Below are 22,676 nucleotides of genomic sequence, written 5' to 3'. Positions count from 1 at the left end.
CGAGCCTGGTGCGGCTCGGGCCCGGTTCCGGGCTGAGATATAGTGGGCATGCGCCCACTATGAATGGGCATGTGCCCACTCGTCAACCCGGCGATGACGGACGATGGAAGGCGGGATGCGCGGTGCCGACAGGGGTGGCCCTCCGCGACGTACGTGAGCAGCTGTTCGACGCCGCCGAGCGGATCCTGTTGCGTGACGGGCCCAGCGCGCTGACCAGCCGGGCGGTCACCGCGGAGGCCGGCTGCGCCAAGGGCGTCCTGCACCGGCACTTCGAGGACTTCGACGCCTTCCTCGCCGAGCTCGTGCTCGATCGCGTCGCCCGGATGGACGCCCAGGCCGCCGCGCTGCGCGGGTCCGCCGGGACCGGCACCGTGGCCGGCAATCTCGCCGATGCGCTGACGGGCCTGTTCGAGTCGGTCGCCGTGGGGATCGTCGCCCTCGTCACCTTCCGCGACGAGCTGCGCGCCCGGCTGCGCCGGTCCTGGCCGGTCGGCCTCCCGGTCCTGACGGAGGCCGGCGCCATGATCGCCTCCTACCTGCGCGCGGAGCGGGACCTGGGGCGCGTCGCGGCGGACGCCGACGTCGACACGCTCGCCCCGACCCTGATCGGGGCCGGGCACCTGCTGTTCGCCGACCGGACGGGCGCTCCGCCGGAGCCCGCCGCCGTCCGCAAGATGGTCAGCGCCGTCATCGCCGGTGTCGAGCGCTAGCAAGACGGACCGTCTCGTCTCGCTTCGCTGCTATGCTGACCCGTATGTCCAAGAGCCCCGACCCCGCCCGCCGCAGTGAGCGCTCCCGGCAGGCCGTTCTCGAAGCGGCCCGCGAGCTGGTCTCCGAAATGGGATACGCCAAGGTCTCGATCGAGGCCATCGCCGCCCGCGCGGGCGTGGGCAAGCAGACGATCTACCGGTGGTGGCGCTCCAAGGGTGCCGTGATCTTCGACGCCTTCCTCGCCCTCAGCCAGGTCGGCGACAGCATCACGCTGCCCGACACGGGCGACATCGAGGCCGATCTCAAGCTCGTGATGCGGGCCACGGTGGCCGAGTTCGCCGATCCGGGGTTCGAGGCGCCGATCCGGGCGCTCACCATGGAGATCGTCAACGATCCCGACCTCGCCGCCCAGTATCGGGAGAAGCTGGCGGGCCCGGTCGACGAGGCCAAGAAGGCCCGGCTGCGCAGCGCGCAGCGGGCCGGCCAGATCGACGCGGACGCCGATCTCGACCTGGCCCTGGAGCTCCTGTACGCCCCCCTGTTCCAGCGCTGGCTGCACCGCTCGGGCCCGCTCACCCCCGAGTACGCCGACGCCCTCGTCGACCTCGCCCTCAAGGCCCTGCGCCCCGCCTGACCTCGGCCGCCTGATACCGGGCGGCCGCTGCGTCGGCGCGTAACTGTACCTTCTGGATGGTACAGTTACGGCTATGCGACCGAGCCAGAGGACCCGGATCCTCGACGCCGCCATCCGCGTGACGGAGCGCGACGGCATCACCGCCCTGACGCTGGAGTCGGCGGCCGAGGAGGCCGGAGTGACCAAGGGCGGGCTCATGTACCACTTCCGCACGCGCGACGAGCTGCTGCTGGCGATCCAGCGGCATCTGACCGACGCGTGGGAGGCTCAGCTCGTCGCCGAGCTGGGCAAGCCGCTGGCGCAGGCGTCGCCGCAGGAGGCCCTCGAGGCCTACGTACGGCTGGGCGTGCACGGATCGGTGAGCAAGGCGGACCTGGCGTTCATGGTCGAGTCGGTCACCAGGCCGGAGCTGGCCGAGGTGTGGGACGACCTCATCGGCCGCTGGGCCCCGCCGCCCACCTCGACCGACCCTCGCGACATCGACCTGCTCCTGGCCCAGCTGGCCGTAGACGGGCTGTGGCTGTGGCGGGCCACGAGCATGATCCCCCTGTCCGAGCCGGTCCGGCAGGCACTCCACGACCGCCTGCTCAAGCTGGTGGCGGCGCGGGACGCCGACGCCGGCTGAAGCAGGATCCCGAGCAGGCGTCCTCCACCCCCCCCCATACGTGCCCAGCACCCCGGCGTTCGTCCAGCTCGCCGGGGTTCGCCGTGTGACCCTGCGCCACCACCCCTTTTCTCCGGAGGACCCCATGACGAACACCGTGACCGAGCTGAACCCCAGACGCTGGGCGGCGCTGGCCGTCCTGTCGGCCAGCCTGTTGCTGATCACGATGGACATGACCATCCTCAACGTGGCGCTGCCGCAGATTTCGGCCGACCTGCAGCCGGGCGCGGTCGAGCTGTTGTGGATGATCGACGTCTACTCCCTGGTCGTGGCGGGCCTGCTGGTGGCCGTCAGCGCGCTGGGCGACCGCTGGGGGCGCAAGCGCATGCTCGTCTCCGGCTTCACCCTCTTCGGCCTGGCCTCCGTCGCCGTGCTGTGGGCCGACAGCCCGGCCGAGGTGATCGCCGTACGGGCGCTGCTCGGCGTCGGCGGCGCGATGATCATGCCGTCCACCCTGTCGATGATCCGCAACCTGTTCACCGACGCCCGCGAGCGGGCCACCGCGCTGGGCGTGTGGGCCGCGATGGCGGCGGTGGGCGGCGCGCTCGGCCCGATCGTGGGCGGCCTGCTGCTGGAGGCCTTCAGCTGGCACGCCGCGTTCCTGGTGAACGTGCCGATCATGGCCGTCGCCGTCGTCGCCGCGCTGCTCCTGCTGCCCGAGTCGCGCAACCCGAACCCGGGCCGCTGGGACGCCCTGGGCACGGTGCTGTCGATGGTCGGCATGATCGCCCTGGTCTACGCCATCAAGCACGTGGCCACCGAGGGCCTGGACGCCTGGACCGCCCTGACGGCCGTCCTGGCCGCGATCGCGCTGGCCTGGTTCGTCCGGCGGTGCCTGAGCCGCCCCGACCCCCTCCTGGAGATCCGGCTGTTCCGCGGCGGCGCCTTCACCGCCGGCACCCTGGCCGCCTTCACCACCTCGATCGCCATGGCGGGCATGATGCTGCTCATGGTCCAGTGGGCGCAGCTGGTCCAGGGCTACTCGCCGCTGCAGACGGGCCTGGCCATGCTGCCCATGGCGGTCGGCTCCGCGGTCCTCTCGCCGCTGGCGCCGGCCCTGGCCACCCGGATCGGCGCGCGTACGGTGCTGGCCGGCGGGCTGGTGATCGGCGCGCTCGGCTTCGCGGTGCTCTGGGTCTCCCCGACGACCTACCTCTGGGTGGCCGTGTCGCTCCTGCTGATCGGGGCGGGCATGGGCTCGCTGGCCATCGCCTCCGCCGTGATCATGGCGGGCGCCCCGGCGGAGAAGGCGGGCAGCGCGGCCGCCATCGAGGAGACCTCGTACGAGATCGGCGGCACCTTCGGCGTCGCGGTGCTGGGCAGCCTGGCCGCCGCCCTCTACCGGGCCGAACTGCCCGAGGGCGCCACCGACGCGGTCCGCGAGTCGCTCGGCGGCGCGCTGGCGGCCGCCCGCGCGCTCGGCTCCTCCGATCTGGCCGCCCAGGCCATGCTCTCCTTCACCGAATCGCTGCGGACGACCAGCCTGTACGGCGCCGTCCTGATGCTGCTGGCGGCCGTGGCCGTCTGGTGGCGCACCCCCGCCCGGCTGGACCTGGCCTCGGCGCAGCACTGAGCGCCCCTACCCACGGGATCCTCCGGGCGGCGCGGCTGGCAGGACGACGGACAGGGCGCTGCGCAGGATCGCCGCGAACGAGTCGGTGTTGCCGGGCTCCAGCCAGCGCCGCCCCGCCACCCGGATGGCGCCGGCCACCGCCGCGGCCATGACGGCGGGGAAGAGGTCGTGCCCGGGATCGGCGCCGGTGCGCGCCGCGATCGCCTCGGCGAGCGGCCCCTCTGCCATGGTGAACGTCTTCAGCGCCTCTCCCTCCAGCGCCGGCGTCGACATGATCATGCGCAGCCCGGCCCGGTCGGGCTCGGGGTCGGTGTAGAGCTCGACCACGGCCGCGATGACGGCCTCGTCCAGCGGCTCGCCGGCGGGCCGGGCCCGCAGCGCCTGCCCCGCGCGCCTGGCCTGGTCGGCGTGGAAGGCGCAGATCGCCTCCTCCCTGCTGGAGAAGTAGTTGTTGTACGTGCGCGGTGAGACGCCCGCGGCCGTGGCGATGTCATGGACGCGGACGAGGGCCAGCCCGTGGGGCCCCTGTTCGATGGCCAGGCGCAGGGCGGCATGGCTGATCGCCTCCCTGGTGGCCTGCTTGTTGCGGGCCCGGAGGTCAACGGTGTCGTCGTTCATGGGATGACTTTATCCGAGATTGCGTCCCGCGCACTATGTGCGTGGCACGCAAGTTGTGGGTAAAGTGCGGGAGGACGGCTGGCACTCGCCCCTGGAGAGTGCCAGCCGCCGGGACGGCGAGGTCCCGCGCGCAGGTCATGCCGCCTGCCCGCGGGCCGTCCGTCGCGGGCGCCGTCCCGGCGAACCCCCATCGTGAGCAGGAGAGAACATGGCATCGAAGATGATTTCGTTCGACGAGGACGCCCGGCGCGGTCTCGAGCGCGGTATGAACCAGCTCGCCGACGCCGTCAAGGTGACCTTGGGCCCCAAGGGCCGCAACGTCGTGCTGGAGAAGAAGTGGGGCGCTCCCACGATCACCAACGACGGTGTCTCCATCGCCAAGGAGATCGAGCTCGAGGACCCGTGGGAGAAGATCGGCGCCGAGCTGGTCAAGGAAGTCGCCAAGAAGACCGACGACGTCGCGGGTGACGGCACCACCACCGCCACCGTGCTCGCCCAGGCGCTGGTGCGCGAGGGTCTGCGCAACGTCGCCGCCGGGGCCAACCCGATGGCCCTGAAGAAGGGCATCGAGGCCGCCGTCGAGCGCGTCAGCGAGGAGCTCTCCAAGCTGGCCAAGAATGTCGAGACCAAGGAGCAGATCGCCTCCACGGCCTCCATCTCCGCCGCCGACCCCGAGATCGGCTCGCTCATCGCCGAGGCGATGGACAAGGTCGGCAAGGAAGGCGTCATCACCGTCGAGGAGAGCAACACCTTCGGCCTCGAGCTCGAGCTCACCGAGGGCATGCGCTTCGACAAGGGGTTCATCGCCCCGCTCTTCATCACCGACTCCGACCGGCTCGAAGCCGTCCTCGACGAGCCCTACGTCGCGGTCGTCAACGGCAAGGTCTCCGCCAACAGGGACGCGCTGCCGCTGTTCGACAAGGTCGTGCAGTCGGGCAGGCCGCTGCTGCTCATCGCCGAGGACGTCGAGGGCGAGGCCCTGGCCACCCTGATCGTCAACAAGATGAAGGGCGTCTTCCGGTCGGTCGCGGTCAAGGCCCCGGGCTTCGGCGACCGCCGCAAGGCGATGCTGCAGGACATCGCCATCCTGACCGGTGGCCAGGTCATCGCCGAGGAGGTCGGTCTCAAGCTCGAGAACGCCACCCTCGACCTGCTCGGTCGCGCCCGCAAGGTCGTGGTGACCAAGGACGAGACGACGATCGTCGACGGCGCCGGTGACGCCGAGCAGATCTCCGGCCGGGTCAACGAGATCCGCGCCGAGATCGAGCGCACCGACTCCGACTACGACCGTGAGAAGCTCCAGGAGCGGCTGGCCAAGCTGGCCGGCGGCGTGGCGGTCATCAAGGCCGGCGCGGCGACCGAGGTCGAGCTGAAGGAGCGCAAGCACCGCATCGAGGACGCCGTGCGCAACGCCAAGGCGGCCGTCGAGGAGGGCATCGTGCCCGGCGGTGGCGTGGCGCTGCTGCAGGCCGGCGCCAAGGCGTTCGACAAGCTGGAGCTGTCGGGCGACGAGGCCACGGGTGCGGCGATCGTGCGCAAGGCTCTGGAGGAGCCGCTGAAGCAGATCGCGGTCAACGCCGGCCTCGAGGGCGGCGTCGTGGTGGAGCGCGTTCGCAACCTCACCCCTGGTGAGGGCCTGAACGCCGCTTCCGGCGAGTACGTCAACATGTTCGAGGCGGGCATCCTCGACCCGGCCAAGGTGACGCGCTCGGCGCTGCAGAACGCCGCCTCCATCGCGGCGCTCTTCCTGACGACCGAGGCCGTCATCGCCGAGAAGCCCGAGAAGAACGCTGCTGCTCCGGGCATGCCGGGCGGCGGCGACATGGACTTCTAGCCCGCTTCTAGCCCGGGCCCTCCCTCCGGGGGTGACATTCCGCTGCCGCGGGCGCACGTTGAGCAGGCCGTACTCATGCGCCGCGCCCGGCCGGCCCTGACGCTGGTCAGCGAGAGGTCTTCGCACGAGGGAGTGGTGTTCGACGCTGATAGTCACCTTCGCCGGCCGGGCCGCGATCCCCGGGCCCACCACCGGCACCGGATACAGCATCTGGTCCTACCGGGTCGACACGAACAACCCGGGGCCGGGCGGGCAGGGCGGCCAGGCGGTCCTCTGGCCCAAGGCGGGCTCCGCCTACTTCGCCGCCCCGCCCAACCCCGCCAACCCGTGGGCCGAGTACGTCTTCGCCGACGCCAAGCCCTGGACGGCCGCCAAGTTCCCGGGCGGTCAGCTGAGCGGCTGGTGGCACCAGTTCGCGGTCTTCGCGGGCGAGGAGATCCACGGCGATCCCCGGGACCCCGCCTCGGTCAGCTTCATGGAGGCCACGATGACACCTTGACCGCTCGAGGAGGTGAGGGGCCCGTGCCGGGGTCCAGGCCGAGCCGGCGGGCCTCCCCGGTTCTGGGCGGTCAGGCTTGGCGCCGCTCTGCCGGGCGGACCCGCGGCGGCGCGAAGGCCCCCGTCGAGACGCTCAGGGCTCACCGCCTGAGCTGCCTGGATGACGCGGGTGCGGGTTCGCCGGCGTTTCGATGGAACCGCCGGGCGGGCAATCGCTGTCCAAGCCATGGGCGACGCCCGCACCGGCGCCTCACAGAGCGCCCGGACGGCGCCGCGGACGGCCCTTCCCGCCCGCGGACGCGCGCTGGACGTCGCCCCCGCCAAGCCGCGTCACTTCAGGCCGCCGTCGCCGAGCCGCGTCACCGCAGATCGCGGTCGCCGAGCCGCGTCACCTCAGGCCCCCGCCCAAGCCGCGTCCCCTCAAACCCCCGCCCGAGCCGCGTCACCTCAGGTCGCCGTCGAGTACCCGTTCCAGGAACCCGTCCAGGTTGGCGGCGGCCCGCACGATCCGCTCCGCCACCGTGAGCGACTCGAAACGGGTGCCCAGCTCCGTCCGCTTCTTGTCGCGGACGTAGAGGGAGCAGGCCAGGTCCGCGCACATGTAGGCGCCGACCGTGTTGCCCTGGCGGCCCGCCGCCCCGATCCTGGCCGCGGTGAACAGCGCCACCCCGGTGCCCGAGTGCGGCGTCACGCAGACCGAGCAGAGCGTGGACTTCGTGAAGCTCCTGCGCGCCTCCTGCGCCAGGCGCAGCGCCACGCCGACCGCCCGGCCGTCCCGCTCGGCCACCAGGTATGCCCGCTCGGGCGCCCCCGGGTCACGCCAGCCCAGGAAGTCGAGGTCGGTCCAGGGGGACTGGGACAGGCCGCGCGGGAGGCCGAGCCGGCGGGCCTCGCCCTTGGAGCAGTTGACGAAGGACGCGCGGATGTCGTTCTCAGTGAGGGGATTCATGATCGTTTCCTTGGGGGTTGCTCGGCCAGTGCCTCAGCGCGACGTCGAGCACGTCGAGGATCTTCGTCCAGGTGTCCTGGAGGTCGCGCGGGTGATTGAACCCGGCGCCCGCCTCCAGGCTGAAGAATCCCTGGTACGTGCTGCGCAGCAGGCGGATGGCGTCGGTCAGGTCCGGCTCGGCCAGCCCGTACGCGCTCAGGTGCGCGTACGTGATGGACATGATCCGCAGATGCCCCGCGGACCCGGCCACCACGGCCGCGTCCAGGGGCAGCTGGGTGGCCTGGTAGCGGCCGGGCCGGGTCCGCGCGAACTCGCGCCACGCGCTGGCGAACCCGGCCAGCGATTCCTTGCCCGCCCGCCCCGCCGTCGCGTCGGCGAGCCGGTCGGCCAGGTCGCGGGCGGCCAGGATCGCCACCCGGACCCGCAGGTCCTTGAGGTTCTTGACGTGCGAGTACAGACTCGCGTCCTTGACCCCGAACCGGCGGGCCAGCGCGGACACGGTGATGTTGTCGAACCCGACCTCGTCGGCCAGCTCCGCGGCCGCCTCGGTCACCCGGTCCGCCGTCAGCCCGGCACGAGCCATGGCCACCTCCTGAACCTAAGCCTTCTAGTTGTCTTCCTAGATAGCCAAGGTTAGCACTGTCGCAAGGACCGGCCGTCCCCGCCGTCCACAGCGCCACTCAGACCCTGCCCGGGACCCCTCCGGCCCGCGAGAAAAGCTCTGGTACGCTCACGGGGAGATCGTCCCTAGGAGGTGAGACCCATCAACGCTGTGGCAGGCCGGGTGCTCCCTCCCCACGATCAGGATTAGGTGACCGCGGGAGCGCCCATCGGCATCCCGAAAGGCTCTCATGTCGGTTTTTTCGTCATCTGTCCCCTCAGCTCTCTCCCTCCCCGCCGTCGTCGCCAGGCTGCGCGCCGCCGGCTGCGTGTTCGCCGAGGACGAGGCCGAGCTGCTCGTCTCCACCGCCCGCACCCCCGCGGAGCTCGCCGCGATGGTCGAGCGCCGCGTCGCCGGCGAACCCCTCCAGCACGTCCTCGGCTGGGCGGAGTTCTGCGGCCTGCGGATGGTCGTGGAGCCGGGGGTGTTCGTGCCCAGGCCGCGCACCGAGTTCCTCATCGGCCGGGCCGCCGCGCTGGCCCGCCATGTCGCGGGGCCGCCGGTCCTCCTCGACCTGTGCTGCGGCAGCGGCGCGGCGGGGGCCGCGCTGGCCGCGGGGCTGGGGGAGGCCGAGCTGCACGCCGTGGACCTCGACCCCGCCGCCGTGCGGTGCGCCCGCCGCAACCTCGCCGCCGTGCCCCTCCCGTCCGGCGGCACGCTCGCGGGCCGGGTCTACCAGGGCGACCTGTACGAGCCGCTGCCCGCCTCGCTGCTGGGCCGGGTGGACCTCGTGATCGCCAGCCCCCCGTACGTCCCCTCGTCCTCCATCGACCTGCTGCCCCCCGAGGCCCGGCTGCACGAGCCGCTCATGGCGCTCGACGGCGGCGGCGACGGCCTCGACGTCGTGCGGCGGGTGATCGCGGGCGCGCCCCGCTGGCTCGCGCCCGGCGGCCACCTCCTGGTCGAGACCAGCGAGCGGCAGGCCGCCGCCACCGCCGAGGCCGTCGCCCGGGCGGGGCTGGCCGCCCGGGTGGCGAGCTCGGACGAGCTGGACGCCACCGCCGTGATCGGGACGCGCGCTTGACGCCGTACCGCTGCCGGCGTACGCGGCCGAGCAGCGTGGACGACGCTTTGCGGGAGCACTTTCTTGGAGTGAATCGCCCCTTTTGATGGGCGGCGTGCTGTTATTTATCCGTGGACTTCGCCTCTGATCCGCGCTTTTATTTTCTCCGTCGGTTCGGCATCGAATTACGGGGGTCAGATGGCTCGTTCGCGGCGAATCATGCACATCGCCGTCGCTTTCACGGTGGCGGCGAGCGCCGCCCCTCCGGCCTCGGCGGCGCAGCGCGATCCCGTGCGGATCACGCGTTTCCTCGGGGAGCAGCGGCTGGCGCACCTGCTGAAGTTCGAGGACACCACGGTGGGCGGGCTGTCGGGGATCGACCGCGATCCCGGCACCGGCACCTGGTACTTCGTCTCCGACGACCGCTGGCGCTACAACCCCGCCCGCTTCTACACCGGGCGGCTGGACTTCGACCGGGACACCGGGGAGTTCGTCGGCGTGCGGGTGACCGGGGTCAGGACGCTGACCAGGGCCGACGGCACGCCGTACGCGGCGTACGGCCAGCCGGGCTCGGCCGACCCCGAGTCGATCAGGTACGACCGGTGGAGCGGGCGGCTGATATGGGGAGACGAGGGCGACCGGCCGGACAGCGCCAATCGGGCCATTCCGATTTCCGCCTCCGCGGTGCACACGACCGACCTTCAGGGGCGTAATGCCGGAGAATTGCGGGTGCCGCCGAATTTGCGGCTGACCGACACCGAAAGAGGGCCCAGGCGTAATTTCGGCTTTGAAGGGGTGGCGGTCACGGAAAGCGGCATCACCGCCGTCACCGAGGGCCCGCGCCACGAGGACGGGCCCGTGCCCTCGGTGGCGCGCGGCGCGCCCGCCCGGCTGACCGTGTGGAACCGCATGGGCATCGCGCGCGCCCAGTACGTCTACCCGCTGGATCCCCTGCCGACCGCGCCGATCCCGCCCGACGGCGATGCCGACAGCGGGGTGTCGGAGATCCTGGCCATCGACGACGACCGCTATCTGGCGCTGGAGCGGTCCTGGATCCAGGGCGTCAACTACCGGGTCAAGCTCTACGAGATCGACCTGCGCGGCGCCACGAACGTGCTGAGCAGGGACGACCTGGCGCAGGGCGCGCCATACCGGCCGGTGACCAAGCGGCTGGTCTACGACCTCGGCTCCTTCCGGCCTCCGGTGCAGAACCTCGAGAGCCTGGCCTGGGGGCCGCGCCTGGCCGACGGGGAGTGCACGCTGGTGATCGGCTCGGACGACAACTTCGACCAGCGCGAGGTGACCCAGTTCCTCGCCTTCGCCGCCACGGGGTGCCCATGAGGCCGTCGGCCCCGGGGGCGTGTCGTGCCTGGTCAGGCGGCAGGGCTGGCCGCCGCGAGCGTGGGTAGCGTGCTGGATATGGCCACTTTCGACCTGACCAGGCTCCGGGCGGTCGTCTTCGACACCGACGGCGTGGTCACCGACACGGCGCGGGTGCACGCCGCCGCGTGGAAGCACGTGTTCGACGCGTTCCTGCGGGGCCGCTCCGCGCCGTTCGACGTGCGCGCCGACTACCTGGCCTTCGTGGACGGGCGCTCCCGGCTGGACGGGGTGCGCACGTTCCTGGCCTCGCGCGGCATCTCGATCCCCGAGGGCGGCCCGCAGGACGAGCCGGGGGCGGAGACCGTACACGGGCTGGGGTCGGCCAAGGACGCGCTGTTCGTGGAGGCGATCGCGCACCACGGCGTGGCCGCCTTCCCCTCCACCGTCGCCCTGCTGCACGAGCTGCGGCAGCGCGGCTGCCGCACCGGCGTCGTCTCGGCCGGCCGGCACTGCCGGGCGGTGGTGTCGTCGGCGGGCCTGCTGCACCTGTTCGACGTGGTGGTCGGCGGCGAGGACGCCGCCGAGCTGGGGCTGCCCGGCAAGCCGGATCCCGCGCTGTTCCTGGAGGCCGCGCGCCGCCTGGAGCTGGCCCCCGGGGTGGTCGCGATCGTGGAGGACGCGCTGCCTGGCGTCGAAGCCGCGCGAAAGGGCGGGTTCGGCCTGGTCGTCGGGGTGGACAGGAGCGGGTCCGGGGCGCCGGGGGACGGGCCGCGGGCCGCCGCGGGGACCGGCGCCCGGGCGATGCGGGCCGCGGGGGCGGACGTCGTGGTCGCCGACCTGGCCGACACCGACGTCTCCGGCCGCGTACCGGTGGGACGGCCATGAACGGCGAGCCGCGCCGGCCGGGCGCCTACGCCGATGCGTTACCGCGGACGCCGGCTCTTCACCGACGCCGACCAGCACGAGGCACGCGTGAACGGCACCGCGCGCCGTAGCCACACGCGAGGAGAAACGATCATGACTGGCACCGGAGATCTCGGACGCCGCCTCATCCACTGCCGCGAACGCCTCGGCCTGACCCGTGAGCAGGTCGCCGAGCGCGCGGCCATGTCGGCCGGCTACCTGCGATATCTGGAGGAAAATCCCGATATGCCGGACACCGGCGCCCTCTACCGCCTGGCGGACGCGCTGCAGACCACGGTGCACGAGCTGCTGGGCGGCGGCCTGGACCGCCCGCCCGGGCACGGCCCCGCCATGGCCAACCCGACGATGGAGGTGCTGGACCCGGAGGAGTGCCTGCGGCTGATCTCGCCGGGCGGGATCGGGCGGGTGGCGTTCAGCGGCTCGCGCGGGCCCACCGTGCTGCCCGTCAACTACAAGCTGCACCACGGCGTGATCGTCTTCCGCACCGCGTCCGGCGGCCCGATGGACCAGGACCTCCGCTCGGGGCTGGAAGGGGTGGACATCAAGATCGCGTTCGAGGTCGACAAGATCGACGAGACCAACCGCGAAGGCTGGAGCGTCCTGGTGCAGGGGGCCGCCCACCACGTGACGCCGGAGGAGACGGAGGAGGTGGCCGGCTCGGGCGTCACGCCCTGGGCGGGCGGCGAGCGCCGCCTCTACATCCGTATCGTGCCCCAGCAGATCGCGGGCCGGCGCATCCACGGCATGTAGGATTCCGGCGTTTCGCTGCTGATCAGAGGCGGTCGGCTGGGATACTTCGGTAGCCGGCCGGGCATGATCGCCACTGTCAGGAGGTGCCGCATGAAACGCTTCACCGGCCCAGCCCTTCCGGTGCTGATCGTGCTCGCGGTGGCGGCCGCCGGCTGCGGGGCCGTGAGAGACCCGCGGGGCTCGGTCACCGTGACGGCCTCACCCGAGGAGACCACTCCGGAGGGCAGCCCCAGGACCACGCCTCCCGGCACCGGCACGCCGACCCCTCGCGGGGGCCTGGTCGCCGGCCGCTACCAGCCGCTGTGGCCGTTCTCCACCCCTGGCGAGGCGACGGCGTGGCGGGAGGCGCACCGCAGGGACGGCCGCGAGGCGTGGCACCTCGACGCCCGCCGCACCGCGCTCGCCTTCACCCGCGACTTCCTGGGCTTCACCGAGATCGACCGGGTCGCCGAGTCCGTCCGGCAGGGCGACCACGCGCGGGTGCACGTCGCCTACCAGGCCGAGGAGGGGCCGCGGCTGCTGGTGGCGGCCGTCGTCCATCTGGTCAGGTACGGCTCGGGCGAGGACGCGCCGTGGGAGGTGGTGGGCACGGACGACACCTCGCTCTCGCTCACCAGACCGCCCTACGGCTCCACCGTGCGGTCCCCGCTGACCGTGGGCGGCCGGATCACGGGCGTCGACGAGAGCGTCAAGGTCCAGGTCCGCCGGCCCGGCTCGGACGCCCCGGTGGGGGAGGCGTGCTGCGTGGGCGCCGGGGGGACCGGCTCGCCGTGGTCGGCCCGGGTCTCCTTCAAGGCGCCCCCAGGGCGCACGCTGACCGTCGTGGCGTCCACCGGCGGCCACGTGGCGACCGTCGAACGCTTCGCGGTGACGGGCGTGAACGTCGCCCCCTCCTGAACACCCGTCCGGGGGCTGGGGGCACCCTCCGCCGATGCGGGCAGGTCCGATCCGCGCGTCACCCCGCCGATGGGGGCAGGCGACCCGTGCGTCCCCCGCCGGTCGCGGCGGGGTGGGGGTGCCGTCTTCGTCGCGCCGCGAGACCCGGTCTCAACGGGAGTCCGGGCCGGTCGGGTGGAGGCGGACGCAGCAGTGTCCGGGGGCGGGTTCCAGGCGGGCGGTGACGCCTGTCGCGGCGAGCCCTTCGAGGAGGCCGGTGAGGAGGCAGAGGTTCATGCCGCAGACCAGTTCGGTGTGCCGCCGGGCCAGGCTGTGGAAGGGGCAGTTGACGAGGGTGATGGCCGCGCCCTCGGCGCGGGGCTCGAACCCGAGGGCTTCCAGGGCCGGCACGACGGCGGCGCGGGGGTCGGGCGCCGAGTCGCTGGGGCGGGCCTCGTGGCCGAGCTCTCTGCCCAGCTCGCGGGCGCGCCGGTCGAGCACGGCGCGGGGCGGTTCTCCTGAGGTCTGCGCCTCCTGGAGGGCGTCGGCGAGCAGGTGGGCGGCGGTTTCGTAGCGCCGGTCCGGCAGGGAGATCGTGATCTGCCCGAGCGCGCGCCGGTAGAGCTTGGCCGGGCGGCCGGCGCCGGGGCCGGTGCGGCCGGTGCGGCGTTCGTAGACGGCTTCGAGCAGCCCTTCGGCCACCAGCTTGTCCAGGTGGAACGAGACCGTGTTGCGTGGCGCCTGCACGGCGTCGGCGGCCTCGTCGCGGCTCACCGGCGCGGGCTGTCTCACCACGAACTCATACAAGCGGCGCCGCGTCGGCTCGTCCAGCGCCGCGACGGCGGAGACGCGTGCCGGCCATGCCTCGTCGACCTCGCTCATTCTAAAACCCATTTCTGTTGACTAAATCGCTGGGCACCTTCTAATGTTAGCGAAACTTGTCAATAGAAGGAGGGTCCATGATGCGCTGCGCATCCGACGACTGCGGGCGGGCGGCATGAGCGAGTCCGTGGCGCAGCCGAGCAGTGGTTCGTCGCCCGATCACCAGCAGCGACGCCTGCGGGTGGTCCGGGGACGCGGCGACGTGGACCTCGAGGCCGCGCAACGCGCGGTCACCGATCTGCTGATCGCATTGGGCCGGGACGCGGGGTCCGAGCACCTGGCCGACACGCCGAGGCGGGTGGCGCACGCCTATGCCGAGCTGCTGGCGCCGCGCGAGTTCAACCTGACGACCTTCCCCAACGAGGAGGGGTACGACGAGCTCGTCCTGGCCCGCGACATTCCGGTGCAGTCGCTGTGCGAGCACCACCTGCTGCCGTTCCAGGGCGTGGCGCACGTGGGCTACCTGCCCGGCGACCGCATCCTCGGGTTGTCGAAGCTCGCCCGCGTCGTCGAGCTGTTCGCCCGCGACCTGCAGGTGCAGGAACGGCTGACCAAGCAGGTGGCCGACTGGCTGGAGCAGCACCTGGAGCCCAAGGGCGTCGGCGTGGTGATCGAGGCCGAGCACCTGTGCATGTCGATGCGCGGCGTGCAGGCCCGCGGGTCCCGCACGGTGACGTCGGCGTTGCAGGGGGTGCTCCGCGAGGATCCGCGCTCCCGGCAGGAGTTCTTCGCGCTGACCGGAGTGCACGCCTAGCCCCTCGTACGGGGCCCCTTCCTTCCACCGACGAGCAGACAGGAGATTGACGATGCCGGCACCAGCCACGTTCGTGATCGCCGGAGGCGGCCTGGCCGCGGCCAAGGCCGCCGAGGCCCTGCGCGAGGAAGGGTTCGACGGTGCGATCGTCCTGGTCGGCCGGGAACCGCACCTGCCCTACGAGCGGCCCCCGCTGTCGAAGACCTATCTGCAGAGCGGCGGCGAACGAGAGAAGATCTTCGTGCACGACGCGGGCTGGTACCGCGCCCATGCCGTCGACCTGCGCACCGGCGTCACGGTCACCGACCTCGACCGGGCCGCTCATCAGGTGACCCTGTCCGACGGCGAGCGGCTCCGGTACGACAAGCTGCTGCTGGCCACCGGGGCCCGTCCGCGCCGCCTGACCGTCCCCGGTCACGATCGCGACCACGTGCTGTACCTGCGTACCGTCGACGACTCCGACCGCCTGCGCGCCACGCTGTCCGGCGCCGGCAGGATCGTCGTCGTCGGCGCCGGCTGGATCGGCCTGGAGACCGCCGCCGCGGCCCGCGCCGCCGGCGTCGAGGTCACCGTGGTGGAGCAGGAGCGGCAGCCGCTGCTCGGCGTCCTCGGCCCTGAGATCGGCGCCGTCTTCGCCGGCCTGCACCGCGAGCAGGGCGTCGACCTGCGGCTCGGCGCCCGTGTCGCCGCGGTCACCGAGACCGGCGTACGGCTGGCCGACGGCACACACCTCGACGCGGACGCCGTGGTGGTCGGCATCGGCGCCGTCCCGGAGACCGACCTGGCCGCCGCCGCGGGGCTGGCCGTCGACAACGGCGTCACGACCACGGCCGACCTGCGCACCAGCGATCCCGACATCTTCGCCGCCGGTGACGTCGCCAACGCCTACCACCCCCGCCTGGGCGGGCACCTGCGTGTCGAGCACTGGGCCAACGCGCTCAACCAGCCCGCCGTGGCCGCCCGCTCCATGCTCGGCCGGCGGGCCGCCTACGACGAGCTGCCCTACTTCTACACCGACCAGTACGACCTGGGCATGGAGTACGTCGGCCACGTCCCGCCCGGCCACGCCCACGACGTCGTCATCCGCGGCGACCTGGCCAAGCGGGAGTTCCTCGCGTTCTGGCTCCGGGACGACACGGTGATCGCCGCGATGAACGTCGACATCTGGGACCAGACCGACGAGCTCAAGGCACTCGTCCAAGCCGCCTCCCCGCTCGACCGCGCCGCACTCGCCGACCCCGCGACCCCGCTGGACCGGCTCATCCGTCCCTGACCGCCTCCCTTCCCGGCCGCCCCCGTCGGCTCCGGGCCGGGCGCCGCACGTCGCAGCCCGGCGGCAGATCTCCCTCGGCCGGCCGCCCGCCTGCGGATCCAGCGCCACCGCAGGGGCGGCCGCGCCCGGCCCCGCCGCTCGGACGTCACGAGAGACGATGAGGGACGCCGCGCGAACGCGAGGCGCCGGGGCTCATGGCCGAGCGCCGCTCCAACGAAGCCGGGCGCGGGCGGGGCGGGATGAGATGGTGCGTCCCCGCATCGCCCGATAAGGGCACCGCCCCGGCGACGCCGCACGGAAACAGCTACCCCTCGCTAGCTGCGATGACGCCGGTTGATCCGTTAGCCTCGGCATCTGGAACGGGCGCGCGCCCGCCGCGCGCCGCCAGGACCGGGGCCGGAGACCGCAACGCAGCGAGGTGCTCATGAGCCAACTGGACAACGCCCCGCCGGAGAGCGGGTCACTGGCCGAACTCGCCAGGCGACACGGGCTGCGCCCCGCCATCGCGCGCCCGAGACTGCCCGTCTACTCGCGCCAGCTGTGGGAGCGGCGGCACTTCATCCTGACGTACGCGACCTCGCGCAACGTCTCCAAATACTCGGGGTCCGCGCTGGGCCAGCTGTGGCAGGTCCTGACGCCGCTGCTGAACGCGGCCATCTACTACGTGATGTTCGGTCTCATCCTCGGCGGCAGCAAGAACATCCACAACTACCCGGCGTTCCTGCTCACCGGGATGTTCGTGTTCACCTACACGCAGCGGACCGTCACCGCCGGCGCCAAGTCGATCTCCGGCAACCTGTCGCTGATCCGCGCCCTGCACTTCCCCCGGGCGTCGCTGCCCCTGGCGTACACGATCCAGGAGCTGCAGCAGCTCACCATCTCCATGGGGGTGCTGCTGCTGATCGTGACGGTGACGGGGGAGTTCCCCACGTGGTTCTGGCTGATGGTGCCGGTCGTGCTGGCGCTGCAGACGTCGTTCAACATCGGGGCGGGGCTGGTGCTGGCCAGGCTGGGGTCCACGATGCGGGACCTCAGCCAGTTGCTGCCGTTCATCATGCGGACGTGGCTGTACGCGTCCGGGGTGTTCTTCGCCATCCACGACAAGGTCGTCAACAGCGCGCGCCTGCCGGAGTGGGTGGCGACGGTGATGTACCTCAACCCGGCGGCCTCCTACATCGAGTGGATGCGCGACATCCTGATCGGCAGCCACGTCCCGCCGCGGGCGGTGTGGCTGTCGTGCGTGTTCTGGGCGGTGTTCGCGCTGATCTTCGGGTTCTGGTACTTCTGGCGGGCCGAGGATCGGTACGGGCGGGGCTGACCGGGAACGGCGGTTGTCACGGGCTTCCGCCACCGCCGCACCCACCGCCACCGCCCCCGCTGTCGGACCCGCCGCCTCCACCGTCGGAGCCGCCCCAGCCTCCGCCGCCGCCGTCATGGCCGTGGGACCCGCCGCCCCCGTCGAACAGGCCGCCGAAGTCGAAGAACCCGCCCCCGCCCGAGGCATCCCCGCAGGACCCGTAGGACCCGTAGGAGTAGGCGGGGCTGCCGTACGACCCGCAGTGGCCGGGCGCGCAGCACGCCGCCCGCAGCCCGCCGTTGCTCCTGGTCCGCGTGTCGCGGGCCAGCGAGTCGGCCAGCCGCCGGTCCGGCAGCTCGGTGAGGCCCCGCAGCGCCACCACCCCGACGTCGTCCGAGACCTTCCAGAACCCGTCCGCCAGGTCGCCGCCCTCGGCCTGCCGCAGAGCGGCCCGCCCGGCCCTGGTCACCGGGTTCGCCATGGAGCGCCGCAGCAGGAAGAAACAGAGCACGCCGACGGCGGCCGCCGTCCCGGCGATCACGATCGTGCCGAGCGGGGCGCGCAGCAGCAGGCTCACCACCGCCACGACCGCCGCCAGCCCGGCGAAGACGGCCAGCCAGCTCGTACGCCGCCGCGACCGCGTCCGGACGGCCGGCGACATCAGGAACCCCTGCCGCCACAACGGCGTCGCCAGCCGCCGCATCGCGTGATCGCGGACCGTCTGGTGCCGCAGCTCGGCCGTCGTGTGCGGGCCCCCGCCCGAGCGCACGTGCCGGTAGAGCGCCCGCTCGACCGGCACCGACTTGGTCACGCGGAACCCCTTCACCGGCGTCACCAGCCCCTCGCTCGACACCCGCACCCCGCCCTGCGCGACCAGCGACACCAGCGCCGTGTTGATGACCCGCCGCGGCCCGCCCGCGAGGAACGCGGCCTCGTAGACGCTCAGCCCCTCGCCCCCGCGCGCCGCGACGGAGCGCGCCCGGGACAACGCGAATTGCGTCCGGATCGCGGTGAGGACGACCAGCGCGAGAAGCACGATGGCAGCCGCGTGTAAAACCCCGTTCATACAGCCTCCCCAGAGGCAGCCCCTTTAGCATGAAGGACTCTTCCGGAGCCGTGAGGGTTCCCGCGAACACTTAGAGGTTTCTCGAACCGTGGGAGCGGGATGAACGGGCGGGGCAGGTGGGTTGCACGAGGCAATGAAGGCCCGCATTCCCGCTGAGGAGATCGCATGAGCGCACCCATCGACGACCGCCCCGTACGGCAGCTCCGGCTCGTGGTGGAGGCCGAGGACTACGAGGCCGCGCTGGCCTTCTACCGTGACGTGCTGGGCCTTCCCGAGCAGGCCGCGTTCTCCGGCGGGGACGGCGCGCGGGTGGCGATCCTGGACGCCGGGCGGGCCACGCTGGAGATCGCCAACCCGGCGCAGAAGAAGATGATCGACGAGGTCGAGGTGGGCCGGCAGGTGGCGCCGAAGCTGCGGGTGGCGTTCGAGGTGGACGACGCGCGGGGCACCACCGAGCGGCTGGTGGCGGCGGGCGCGACGGAGGTGGCGCCGCCCACGGTCACGCCCTGGGAGTCGCTGAACGCCCGGCTGGACGCGCCCGCGGGCCTGCACATCACGGTCTTCGAGGAGCTGCGCGACCTGGAGGAGCGCCAGACGCTCGACGGCTTCGGCACCGACCGGCTCCCGGACGCCTGAGCGCGTGAGCGGGCGCCCGCACCGACCGGCTTCCGGACGCCTGTTGCGCGTCAGCGGGGCGCCCGCACCGGCCGCGGCGGCTCCAGCTCCGCCTGGCCGGGCAGGACGCCCCGCGCCCGCACCCCGTCGTCCGGGTGACGCATCCCATCCCCTACACCTTAGACGCCCGGAGATCACCGCGATTCGGGCGAAAATCGCCCTTGACCTGGGCAGGCCCTTGACTGGGGCCCTGACCGGGCATGCGATTTCGGTATAGGACGCGATCGGCGGCCCGGCGCCTACGACGAGCGCCGGCGCCGCCACCGCGCGTCGGCCAGCGACCAGGCGGCCTCCCACTCGCGGTAACGTCTCCGGTCGAGCAGCAGCCGGAAGCCCGCGAACCCCAGCACCGCGACCACCGCCGCCACCAGCACCAGCAGCAGCGCCGTCGCCACGGCCGTGACCCGCAGGTCGCCGGGGCTCGGTGGCGCGCCGACCCGCAGGCCGCCGGGATCGACCCAGATCCGCACCTCCGTGCCCGCCCTGGCCAGGGGCGGCGCCATCACCCGGCCGGTCCGCTCCAGGCCGGACGGCGTCGTCCAGTGCGCGGGGGCCGGCTCGCTCCGGGGCGCCTCCCCGAACGACAGGCGCGTGACCGGCGCGTCCGCCAGCAACGTCGCCACCACCTCCCGGCGCCCGTCGCCGAGCGCCGGCAGCGCGTGCTCGTACGACTGCCGTCCCGCCGCCGCCGCGGGCCACACGCTGAGCAGGACGAGGACCACCGTCACGAGCAGCGCGGCGCTCTCCAGGCGGTCGGAGCGCCGCCGCAGCGGGTTGCCGTCCGGCCGGTGCCGCCGCACCCACCGCATCACCGACTCGGTCACGTGCATCATCATGCACCAGATCACCGGGTGTTCACCGGGCCGCCGGGCGGGCGCGGACGTGCATGCGCTCCCCCTGGGGGCCGAACAGGGCGAGGACCTCGGCCGGCTCAGGGCCGGGGTTGGAGAACGCGTGCGGCGTCCGCGTGTCGAACTCCGCCACCTCCCCCTGCGTCAGGATCACGTCGTGCTCCCCGAGGAGCAGCCGCATGCGGCCGGACAGCACGTACAGCCACTCGTAGCCCTCGTGGACCTTCTGGTCCGACGGCCCCGGCTCGTAGCCCGGCCAGTGCGGCGGGAGGATCTGCTTGTACGCCTGCACCCCGCCGGGCCGGCGGCTCAGCGGGATGAACGTCGTGCCGTGGCGCTTGAAGGGTCGCAGATGCACGCGCGGGTCACCGGTCACCGGCGCGTCGATCAGCTCGTCGAGCTGCACCTGGTGCGCCCGGGCCAGCAGCAGGAGCAGCTCCAGGGTCGGTTTGCGCTGACCGGACTCCAGGCGGGACAGGGTGCTGACGGAGATGCCGGTGCTCGCGGACAGCTGCGCCAGCGTCTCGCCACGCTCCTGGCGCGCCGACCGCAGCCGCGGCCCCACGGACTGGAGTACGTCGTCGAGGTCGTCCATGCCACCCACTTTGCCATTTCGGCAATGAAATTTGTCAAATCGACCGCGCGGGGCGGACAGTGTCGGACGTCGGAATCACCGTGAAAAGAGGCGAGATGGACGCGAAGTACGACGTCGTGGTGGTCGGGGGCGGGGCCGCGGGACTGAGCGGGGCGCTCACGCTGGGCCGGGCGCGGCGCAAGGTGCTGGTGGTCGACGCCGGCCGGCCGCGCAACGCGCCCGCCGAGGGCGTGCACACCTACCTGGGGCGCGAGGGACTCTCGCCGCTGGAGCTGCTGGCCGTGGGCCGGGAGGAGGTGATCGGGTACGGCGGGGAGATCGTGACCGGCACCGTCACCACCGCCGAGCGGCTCGACGGCGGGGGCTTCCGTGTGGTGCTGGCGGACGGCGCCACGGTCGAGGCGGACCGGTTGCTGGTCACCACCGGCCTCACCGACGAGCTGCCGGACGTGCCGGGCCTGGCCGAGCTGTGGGGCAAGGACGTGCTGCACTGCCCGTACTGCCACGGCTGGGAGGTGCGCGACCAGGCGATCGCGATCCTGGGCACGGGGCCGCTCTCGGTCCACCAGGCGCTGCTGTGGCGGCAGTGGAGCGCCGACGTCACCTACTTCCCGCACACCGCGCCCGAGCCCGGCCACGACGAGCGGCGCCAGCTCGCCGCCAGGGGCGTCACCGTGGTCGAGGGCAAGGTGGCGGGCCTGGAGGTGACGGACGGCAGGCTGTCCGGGGTGCGGCTCGCCGACGGCCGCGTGGTCGCCTGCCGGGCGCTGGCCACCGCCGGCCGGCTCACCGCCCAGGCGGGGCTGCTCGCGGCGCTGGGGCTGGAGACGGAGGAGACGGAGATGTCCGGGCACGTGATCGGCACCCGCGTGCCCGCCGACCCGACGGGCGCCACCAGCGTGCCCGGGGTGTGGGTGGCCGGGAACGTCACCACCCCGAACGAGCAGGTCATCGGCGCCGCGGCGGCGGGCGTGCGGGCGGCGGCGGCGATCAACGCGGACCTGGTCGCCGAGGAGACCCGCCGCGCCGTCGCCGCCATGGAGGTCGCCCCGGAGGAGTACTGGGATTCCCGTTACTCCGAGAAGACCCGGATCTGGAGCGGGAACCCCAATGTGATGCTGGTCCGCGAGGTGTCGGACCTCGAGCCCGGTACGGCGCTGGACCTGGGCTCCGGTGAGGGCGGCGACGCGATCTGGCTCGCGGGCAGGGGATGGCGGGTCACCGCGGCCGACGTCTCCGGCGTGGCGCTCGAACGCGCCGCCGGGCACGCCAGGGAGGCGGGGGTCGCCGACCGCATCGACTGGCAGCGGCACGACCTGGGCGTGTCCTTCCCCGAAGGCGTCTTCGACCTCGTCTCGGCCTGCTTCCTGCACTCGTTCGTGAACCTGCCGCGCGAGGAGATCCTGCGCTCCGCCGCCGCGGCGGTCGCCCCCGGCGGGGTGCTGCTGGTCGTCGGGCACGCGGGATGGCCGTCCTGGACGCACAACCCGCCCGCCGAGGTGCACTTCCCCACGCCGCAGGAGGTCCTGGACGCGCTCCGGCTGCCGGAGGGGGAGTGGGAGGTGCAGGTCTGCGAGGAGTACGAGCGCACCCTGGACGACCCGGACGGCAGGCCCGGCACCCACACGGACAACGTGCTCAAGGTCCGCAGACTGCCCTAGCGGGGCGTCTGGCTGCGGTAGGAGTGGCCGAGCTCGGGGCCGAGGCCGAAGTAGTGGCGGAAGTTGTAGATGAGCGGGCTCCACGCGCCCGGGTCCACGTGCTGGGTGCCGGGCACCACGATGCGCGGGTCCGCGTGCACCCTGCTCACGACGGCCTCCACGATCACGAACGACCCCGAGACGTCGTGGCCCACCCGCTCCGCCCGCGCCTCGAACTGCAGCGGGCACTCGGCCACGCGCGGCGGCCGCACGGTCTCGGAAAGCTCGGGGCGCAGCCCCGCCGCGGCGAACTTGCCGGGCTCGTACCGGCAGCCCGCGTGCTTGGTCGCCGGCACCGGGTGCCGCCCGGTCAGGGGCGCCAGCCGTTCGACCGCCTCCCACTGGTGGGGGGCGGGCAGGTTGACGACCACCTCCGGGCGGCTCATGAGGTTGCGGGCGCTCTGCCCCTCGGCGCCCAGCCCCAGCACGATCACCTGGCCCAGCGCCCAGGCCGAGGACATCGGGGCGAGGTTGGCCGTCCCGTCCGGGTTCTCCGTGGACAGCAGGACGACCGGGGTCCCGAAGTAGAGGACGCTCGGCTCGATGGTCACAGTGTTCATGCGGG

General features: G+C 72.9%; 23 protein-coding genes. 15 read left to right on the top strand and 8 right to left on the bottom strand.

What is annotated here, in order from left to right:
• Positions 1-122: 122 nt before the first annotated feature.
• From H4W80_RS07555 to H4W80_RS07540, 4 genes are all read left to right on the top strand, one after another.
• Positions 123-710, top strand: coding sequence for a TetR/AcrR family transcriptional regulator (locus H4W80_RS07555; RefSeq protein WP_192784401.1), 588 nt, complete (start codon positions 123-125; stop codon positions 708-710).
• Between the two features lie 44 nt (positions 711-754).
• Positions 755-1,345 carry a TetR/AcrR family transcriptional regulator gene (locus H4W80_RS07550; protein WP_192784400.1) on the top strand — a complete coding sequence of 197 codons (591 nt, stop codon included), beginning with the start codon at positions 755-757 and terminating at the stop codon, positions 1,343-1,345.
• A 73-nt stretch (positions 1,346-1,418) separates the two neighbouring features.
• The gene (locus H4W80_RS07545; RefSeq protein WP_192784399.1) at positions 1,419-1,970 is read left to right on the top strand and encodes a TetR/AcrR family transcriptional regulator; all 552 of its coding nucleotides are present in this window, start codon (positions 1,419-1,421) and stop codon (positions 1,968-1,970) included.
• Between the two features lie 124 nt (positions 1,971-2,094).
• Positions 2,095-3,582, top strand: coding sequence for an MFS transporter (locus H4W80_RS07540; protein ID WP_192784398.1), 1,488 nt, complete (start codon positions 2,095-2,097; stop codon positions 3,580-3,582).
• 6 nt (positions 3,583-3,588) lie between these two features.
• On the opposite strand, the gene H4W80_RS07535 is transcribed toward H4W80_RS07540, so the two are convergent.
• Positions 3,589-4,200, bottom strand: a complete 612-nt coding sequence (locus H4W80_RS07535) for a TetR/AcrR family transcriptional regulator (protein WP_192784397.1) — start codon at positions 4,198-4,200, stop codon at positions 3,589-3,591.
• A 208-nt stretch (positions 4,201-4,408) separates the two neighbouring features.
• Here H4W80_RS07535 and groL point away from each other — a divergent pair, with 208 nt between their 5' ends.
• Positions 4,409-6,034 carry a chaperonin GroEL gene (gene groL, locus H4W80_RS07530; protein ID WP_192784396.1) on the top strand — a complete coding sequence of 542 codons (1,626 nt, stop codon included), beginning with the start codon at positions 4,409-4,411 and terminating at the stop codon, positions 6,032-6,034.
• A gap of 940 nt (positions 6,035-6,974) precedes the next feature.
• Here groL and H4W80_RS07525 read toward each other — a convergent pair.
• Together H4W80_RS07525 and H4W80_RS07520 are read right to left on the bottom strand one after the other, a co-directional pair.
• Positions 6,975-7,481, bottom strand: coding sequence for an FBP domain-containing protein (locus tag H4W80_RS07525; protein WP_192784395.1), 507 nt, complete (start codon positions 7,479-7,481; stop codon positions 6,975-6,977).
• The gene (locus H4W80_RS07520; protein WP_192784394.1) at positions 7,465-8,064 is read right to left on the bottom strand and encodes a TetR/AcrR family transcriptional regulator; all 600 of its coding nucleotides are present in this window, start codon (positions 8,062-8,064) and stop codon (positions 7,465-7,467) included. The genes H4W80_RS07525 and H4W80_RS07520 overlap by 17 nt, the downstream gene beginning before the upstream one ends.
• 268 nt (positions 8,065-8,332) lie before the next feature.
• Here H4W80_RS07520 and H4W80_RS07515 point away from each other — a divergent pair, with 268 nt between their 5' ends.
• From H4W80_RS07515 to H4W80_RS07495, 5 genes are all read left to right on the top strand, one after another.
• Positions 8,333-9,166, top strand: a complete 834-nt coding sequence (locus tag H4W80_RS07515) for a putative protein N(5)-glutamine methyltransferase (protein WP_192784393.1) — start codon at positions 8,333-8,335, stop codon at positions 9,164-9,166.
• A gap of 198 nt (positions 9,167-9,364) precedes the next feature.
• Positions 9,365-10,486 carry an esterase-like activity of phytase family protein gene (locus H4W80_RS07510; RefSeq protein ID WP_192784392.1) on the top strand — a complete coding sequence of 374 codons (1,122 nt, stop codon included), beginning with the start codon at positions 9,365-9,367 and terminating at the stop codon, positions 10,484-10,486.
• Positions 10,487-10,564: 78 nt separating this feature from the next.
• The gene (locus H4W80_RS07505; RefSeq protein ID WP_192784391.1) at positions 10,565-11,353 is read left to right on the top strand and encodes an HAD family hydrolase; all 789 of its coding nucleotides are present in this window, start codon (positions 10,565-10,567) and stop codon (positions 11,351-11,353) included.
• A gap of 132 nt (positions 11,354-11,485) precedes the next feature.
• Positions 11,486-12,142, top strand: a complete 657-nt coding sequence (locus H4W80_RS07500) for a helix-turn-helix domain-containing protein (protein ID WP_192784390.1) — start codon at positions 11,486-11,488, stop codon at positions 12,140-12,142.
• Between the two features lie 90 nt (positions 12,143-12,232).
• Positions 12,233-13,039, top strand: a complete 807-nt coding sequence (locus tag H4W80_RS07495) for a Gmad2 immunoglobulin-like domain-containing protein (RefSeq protein ID WP_225963307.1) — start codon at positions 12,233-12,235, stop codon at positions 13,037-13,039.
• Positions 13,040-13,189: 150 nt separating this feature from the next.
• On the opposite strand, the gene H4W80_RS07490 is transcribed toward H4W80_RS07495, so the two are convergent.
• Positions 13,190-13,900, bottom strand: coding sequence for a helix-turn-helix transcriptional regulator (locus H4W80_RS07490; RefSeq protein ID WP_192784389.1), 711 nt, complete (start codon positions 13,898-13,900; stop codon positions 13,190-13,192).
• 115 nt (positions 13,901-14,015) lie between these two features.
• Between H4W80_RS07490 and folE the strand changes: the two genes are divergently transcribed.
• The 3 genes from folE to H4W80_RS07475 all read left to right on the top strand — a co-directional run bounded on the left by folE (position 14,016) and on the right by H4W80_RS07475 (position 17,245).
• Positions 14,016-14,654 (top strand): GTP cyclohydrolase I FolE, encoded by a 639-nt coding sequence (gene folE / locus H4W80_RS07485; protein ID WP_192784388.1) that lies wholly within the window; start codon positions 14,016-14,018, stop codon positions 14,652-14,654.
• A 52-nt stretch (positions 14,655-14,706) separates the two neighbouring features.
• Entirely contained in the window at positions 14,707-15,927 is a 1,221-nt protein-coding gene (locus H4W80_RS07480; RefSeq protein ID WP_192784387.1) for an NAD(P)/FAD-dependent oxidoreductase, read from the top strand.
• 424 nt (positions 15,928-16,351) lie between these two features.
• The gene (locus H4W80_RS07475; protein ID WP_192784386.1) at positions 16,352-17,245 is read left to right on the top strand and encodes an ABC transporter permease; all 894 of its coding nucleotides are present in this window, start codon (positions 16,352-16,354) and stop codon (positions 17,243-17,245) included.
• Between the two features lie 16 nt (positions 17,246-17,261).
• On the opposite strand, the gene H4W80_RS07470 is transcribed toward H4W80_RS07475, so the two are convergent.
• Positions 17,262-18,290, bottom strand: a complete 1,029-nt coding sequence (locus tag H4W80_RS07470) for a TIGR04222 domain-containing membrane protein (protein ID WP_192784385.1) — start codon at positions 18,288-18,290, stop codon at positions 17,262-17,264.
• Between the two features lie 165 nt (positions 18,291-18,455).
• On the opposite strand from H4W80_RS07470, the gene H4W80_RS07465 reads away from it, so the two are divergent.
• Entirely contained in the window at positions 18,456-18,926 is a 471-nt protein-coding gene (locus H4W80_RS07465; RefSeq protein WP_192784384.1) for a VOC family protein, read from the top strand.
• 278 nt (positions 18,927-19,204) lie between these two features.
• Here the strand turns inward: H4W80_RS07465 and H4W80_RS07460 are convergent, their stop codons facing one another.
• Positions 19,205-19,789 carry an Rv1733c family protein gene (locus tag H4W80_RS07460; protein WP_192784383.1) on the bottom strand — a complete coding sequence of 195 codons (585 nt, stop codon included), beginning with the start codon at positions 19,787-19,789 and terminating at the stop codon, positions 19,205-19,207.
• Between the two features lie 31 nt (positions 19,790-19,820).
• A complete protein-coding gene (locus H4W80_RS07455) occupies positions 19,821-20,411 on the bottom strand; it encodes a helix-turn-helix domain-containing protein (protein ID WP_192784382.1) in 591 nt (196 codons plus the stop codon).
• Between the two features lie 95 nt (positions 20,412-20,506).
• On the opposite strand from H4W80_RS07455, the gene H4W80_RS07450 reads away from it, so the two are divergent.
• A complete protein-coding gene (locus H4W80_RS07450) occupies positions 20,507-22,072 on the top strand; it encodes an FAD-dependent oxidoreductase (protein ID WP_192784381.1) in 1,566 nt (521 codons plus the stop codon).
• On the opposite strand, the gene H4W80_RS07445 is transcribed toward H4W80_RS07450, so the two are convergent.
• Positions 22,069-22,671 carry a flavin reductase family protein gene (locus H4W80_RS07445; RefSeq protein WP_192784380.1) on the bottom strand — a complete coding sequence of 201 codons (603 nt, stop codon included), beginning with the start codon at positions 22,669-22,671 and terminating at the stop codon, positions 22,069-22,071. The genes H4W80_RS07450 and H4W80_RS07445 overlap by 4 nt on opposite strands.
• Between the last annotated feature and the right edge of the window lie 5 nt (positions 22,672-22,676).

Origin of the sequence: Nonomuraea angiospora, from assembly GCF_014873145.1 — a bacterium.
Taxonomy (GTDB): domain Bacteria; phylum Actinomycetota; class Actinomycetes; order Streptosporangiales; family Streptosporangiaceae; genus Nonomuraea; species Nonomuraea angiospora.
The sequence above is the reverse complement of the archived record's forward strand: the minus strand, read 5'-3'. Positions and strand labels throughout refer to the sequence as shown.

Coding starts and splice junctions, on each gene's coding strand:
- H4W80_RS07550 (WP_192784400.1), top strand. CDS start 755: ATGTCCAAGAGCCCCGACCCCGCCCGCCGCAGTGAGCGCTCCCGGCAG.
- H4W80_RS07545 (WP_192784399.1), top strand. CDS start 1,419: ATGCGACCGAGCCAGAGGACCCGGATCCTCGACGCCGCCATCCGCGTG.
- H4W80_RS07540 (WP_192784398.1), top strand. CDS start 2,095: ATGACGAACACCGTGACCGAGCTGAACCCCAGACGCTGGGCGGCGCTG.
- H4W80_RS07535 (WP_192784397.1), bottom strand. CDS start 4,200: ATGAACGACGACACCGTTGACCTCCGGGCCCGCAACAAGCAGGCCACC.
- groL (WP_192784396.1), top strand. CDS start 4,409: ATGGCATCGAAGATGATTTCGTTCGACGAGGACGCCCGGCGCGGTCTC.
- H4W80_RS07525 (WP_192784395.1), bottom strand. CDS start 7,481: ATGAATCCCCTCACTGAGAACGACATCCGCGCGTCCTTCGTCAACTGC.
- H4W80_RS07520 (WP_192784394.1), bottom strand. CDS start 8,064: ATGGCTCGTGCCGGGCTGACGGCGGACCGGGTGACCGAGGCGGCCGCG.
- H4W80_RS07515 (WP_192784393.1), top strand. CDS start 8,333: ATGTCGGTTTTTTCGTCATCTGTCCCCTCAGCTCTCTCCCTCCCCGCC.
- H4W80_RS07510 (WP_192784392.1), top strand. CDS start 9,365: ATGCACATCGCCGTCGCTTTCACGGTGGCGGCGAGCGCCGCCCCTCCG.
- H4W80_RS07505 (WP_192784391.1), top strand. CDS start 10,565: ATGGCCACTTTCGACCTGACCAGGCTCCGGGCGGTCGTCTTCGACACC.
- H4W80_RS07500 (WP_192784390.1), top strand. CDS start 11,486: ATGACTGGCACCGGAGATCTCGGACGCCGCCTCATCCACTGCCGCGAA.
- H4W80_RS07495 (WP_225963307.1), top strand. CDS start 12,233: ATGAAACGCTTCACCGGCCCAGCCCTTCCGGTGCTGATCGTGCTCGCG.
- H4W80_RS07490 (WP_192784389.1), bottom strand. CDS start 13,900: ATGAGCGAGGTCGACGAGGCATGGCCGGCACGCGTCTCCGCCGTCGCG.
- folE (WP_192784388.1), top strand. CDS start 14,016: ATGAGCGAGTCCGTGGCGCAGCCGAGCAGTGGTTCGTCGCCCGATCAC.
- H4W80_RS07480 (WP_192784387.1), top strand. CDS start 14,707: ATGCCGGCACCAGCCACGTTCGTGATCGCCGGAGGCGGCCTGGCCGCG.
- H4W80_RS07475 (WP_192784386.1), top strand. CDS start 16,352: ATGAGCCAACTGGACAACGCCCCGCCGGAGAGCGGGTCACTGGCCGAA.
- H4W80_RS07470 (WP_192784385.1), bottom strand. CDS start 18,290: ATGAACGGGGTTTTACACGCGGCTGCCATCGTGCTTCTCGCGCTGGTC.
- H4W80_RS07465 (WP_192784384.1), top strand. CDS start 18,456: ATGAGCGCACCCATCGACGACCGCCCCGTACGGCAGCTCCGGCTCGTG.
- H4W80_RS07455 (WP_192784382.1), bottom strand. CDS start 20,411: ATGGACGACCTCGACGACGTACTCCAGTCCGTGGGGCCGCGGCTGCGG.
- H4W80_RS07450 (WP_192784381.1), top strand. CDS start 20,507: ATGGACGCGAAGTACGACGTCGTGGTGGTCGGGGGCGGGGCCGCGGGA.
- H4W80_RS07445 (WP_192784380.1), bottom strand. CDS start 22,671: ATGAACACTGTGACCATCGAGCCGAGCGTCCTCTACTTCGGGACCCCG.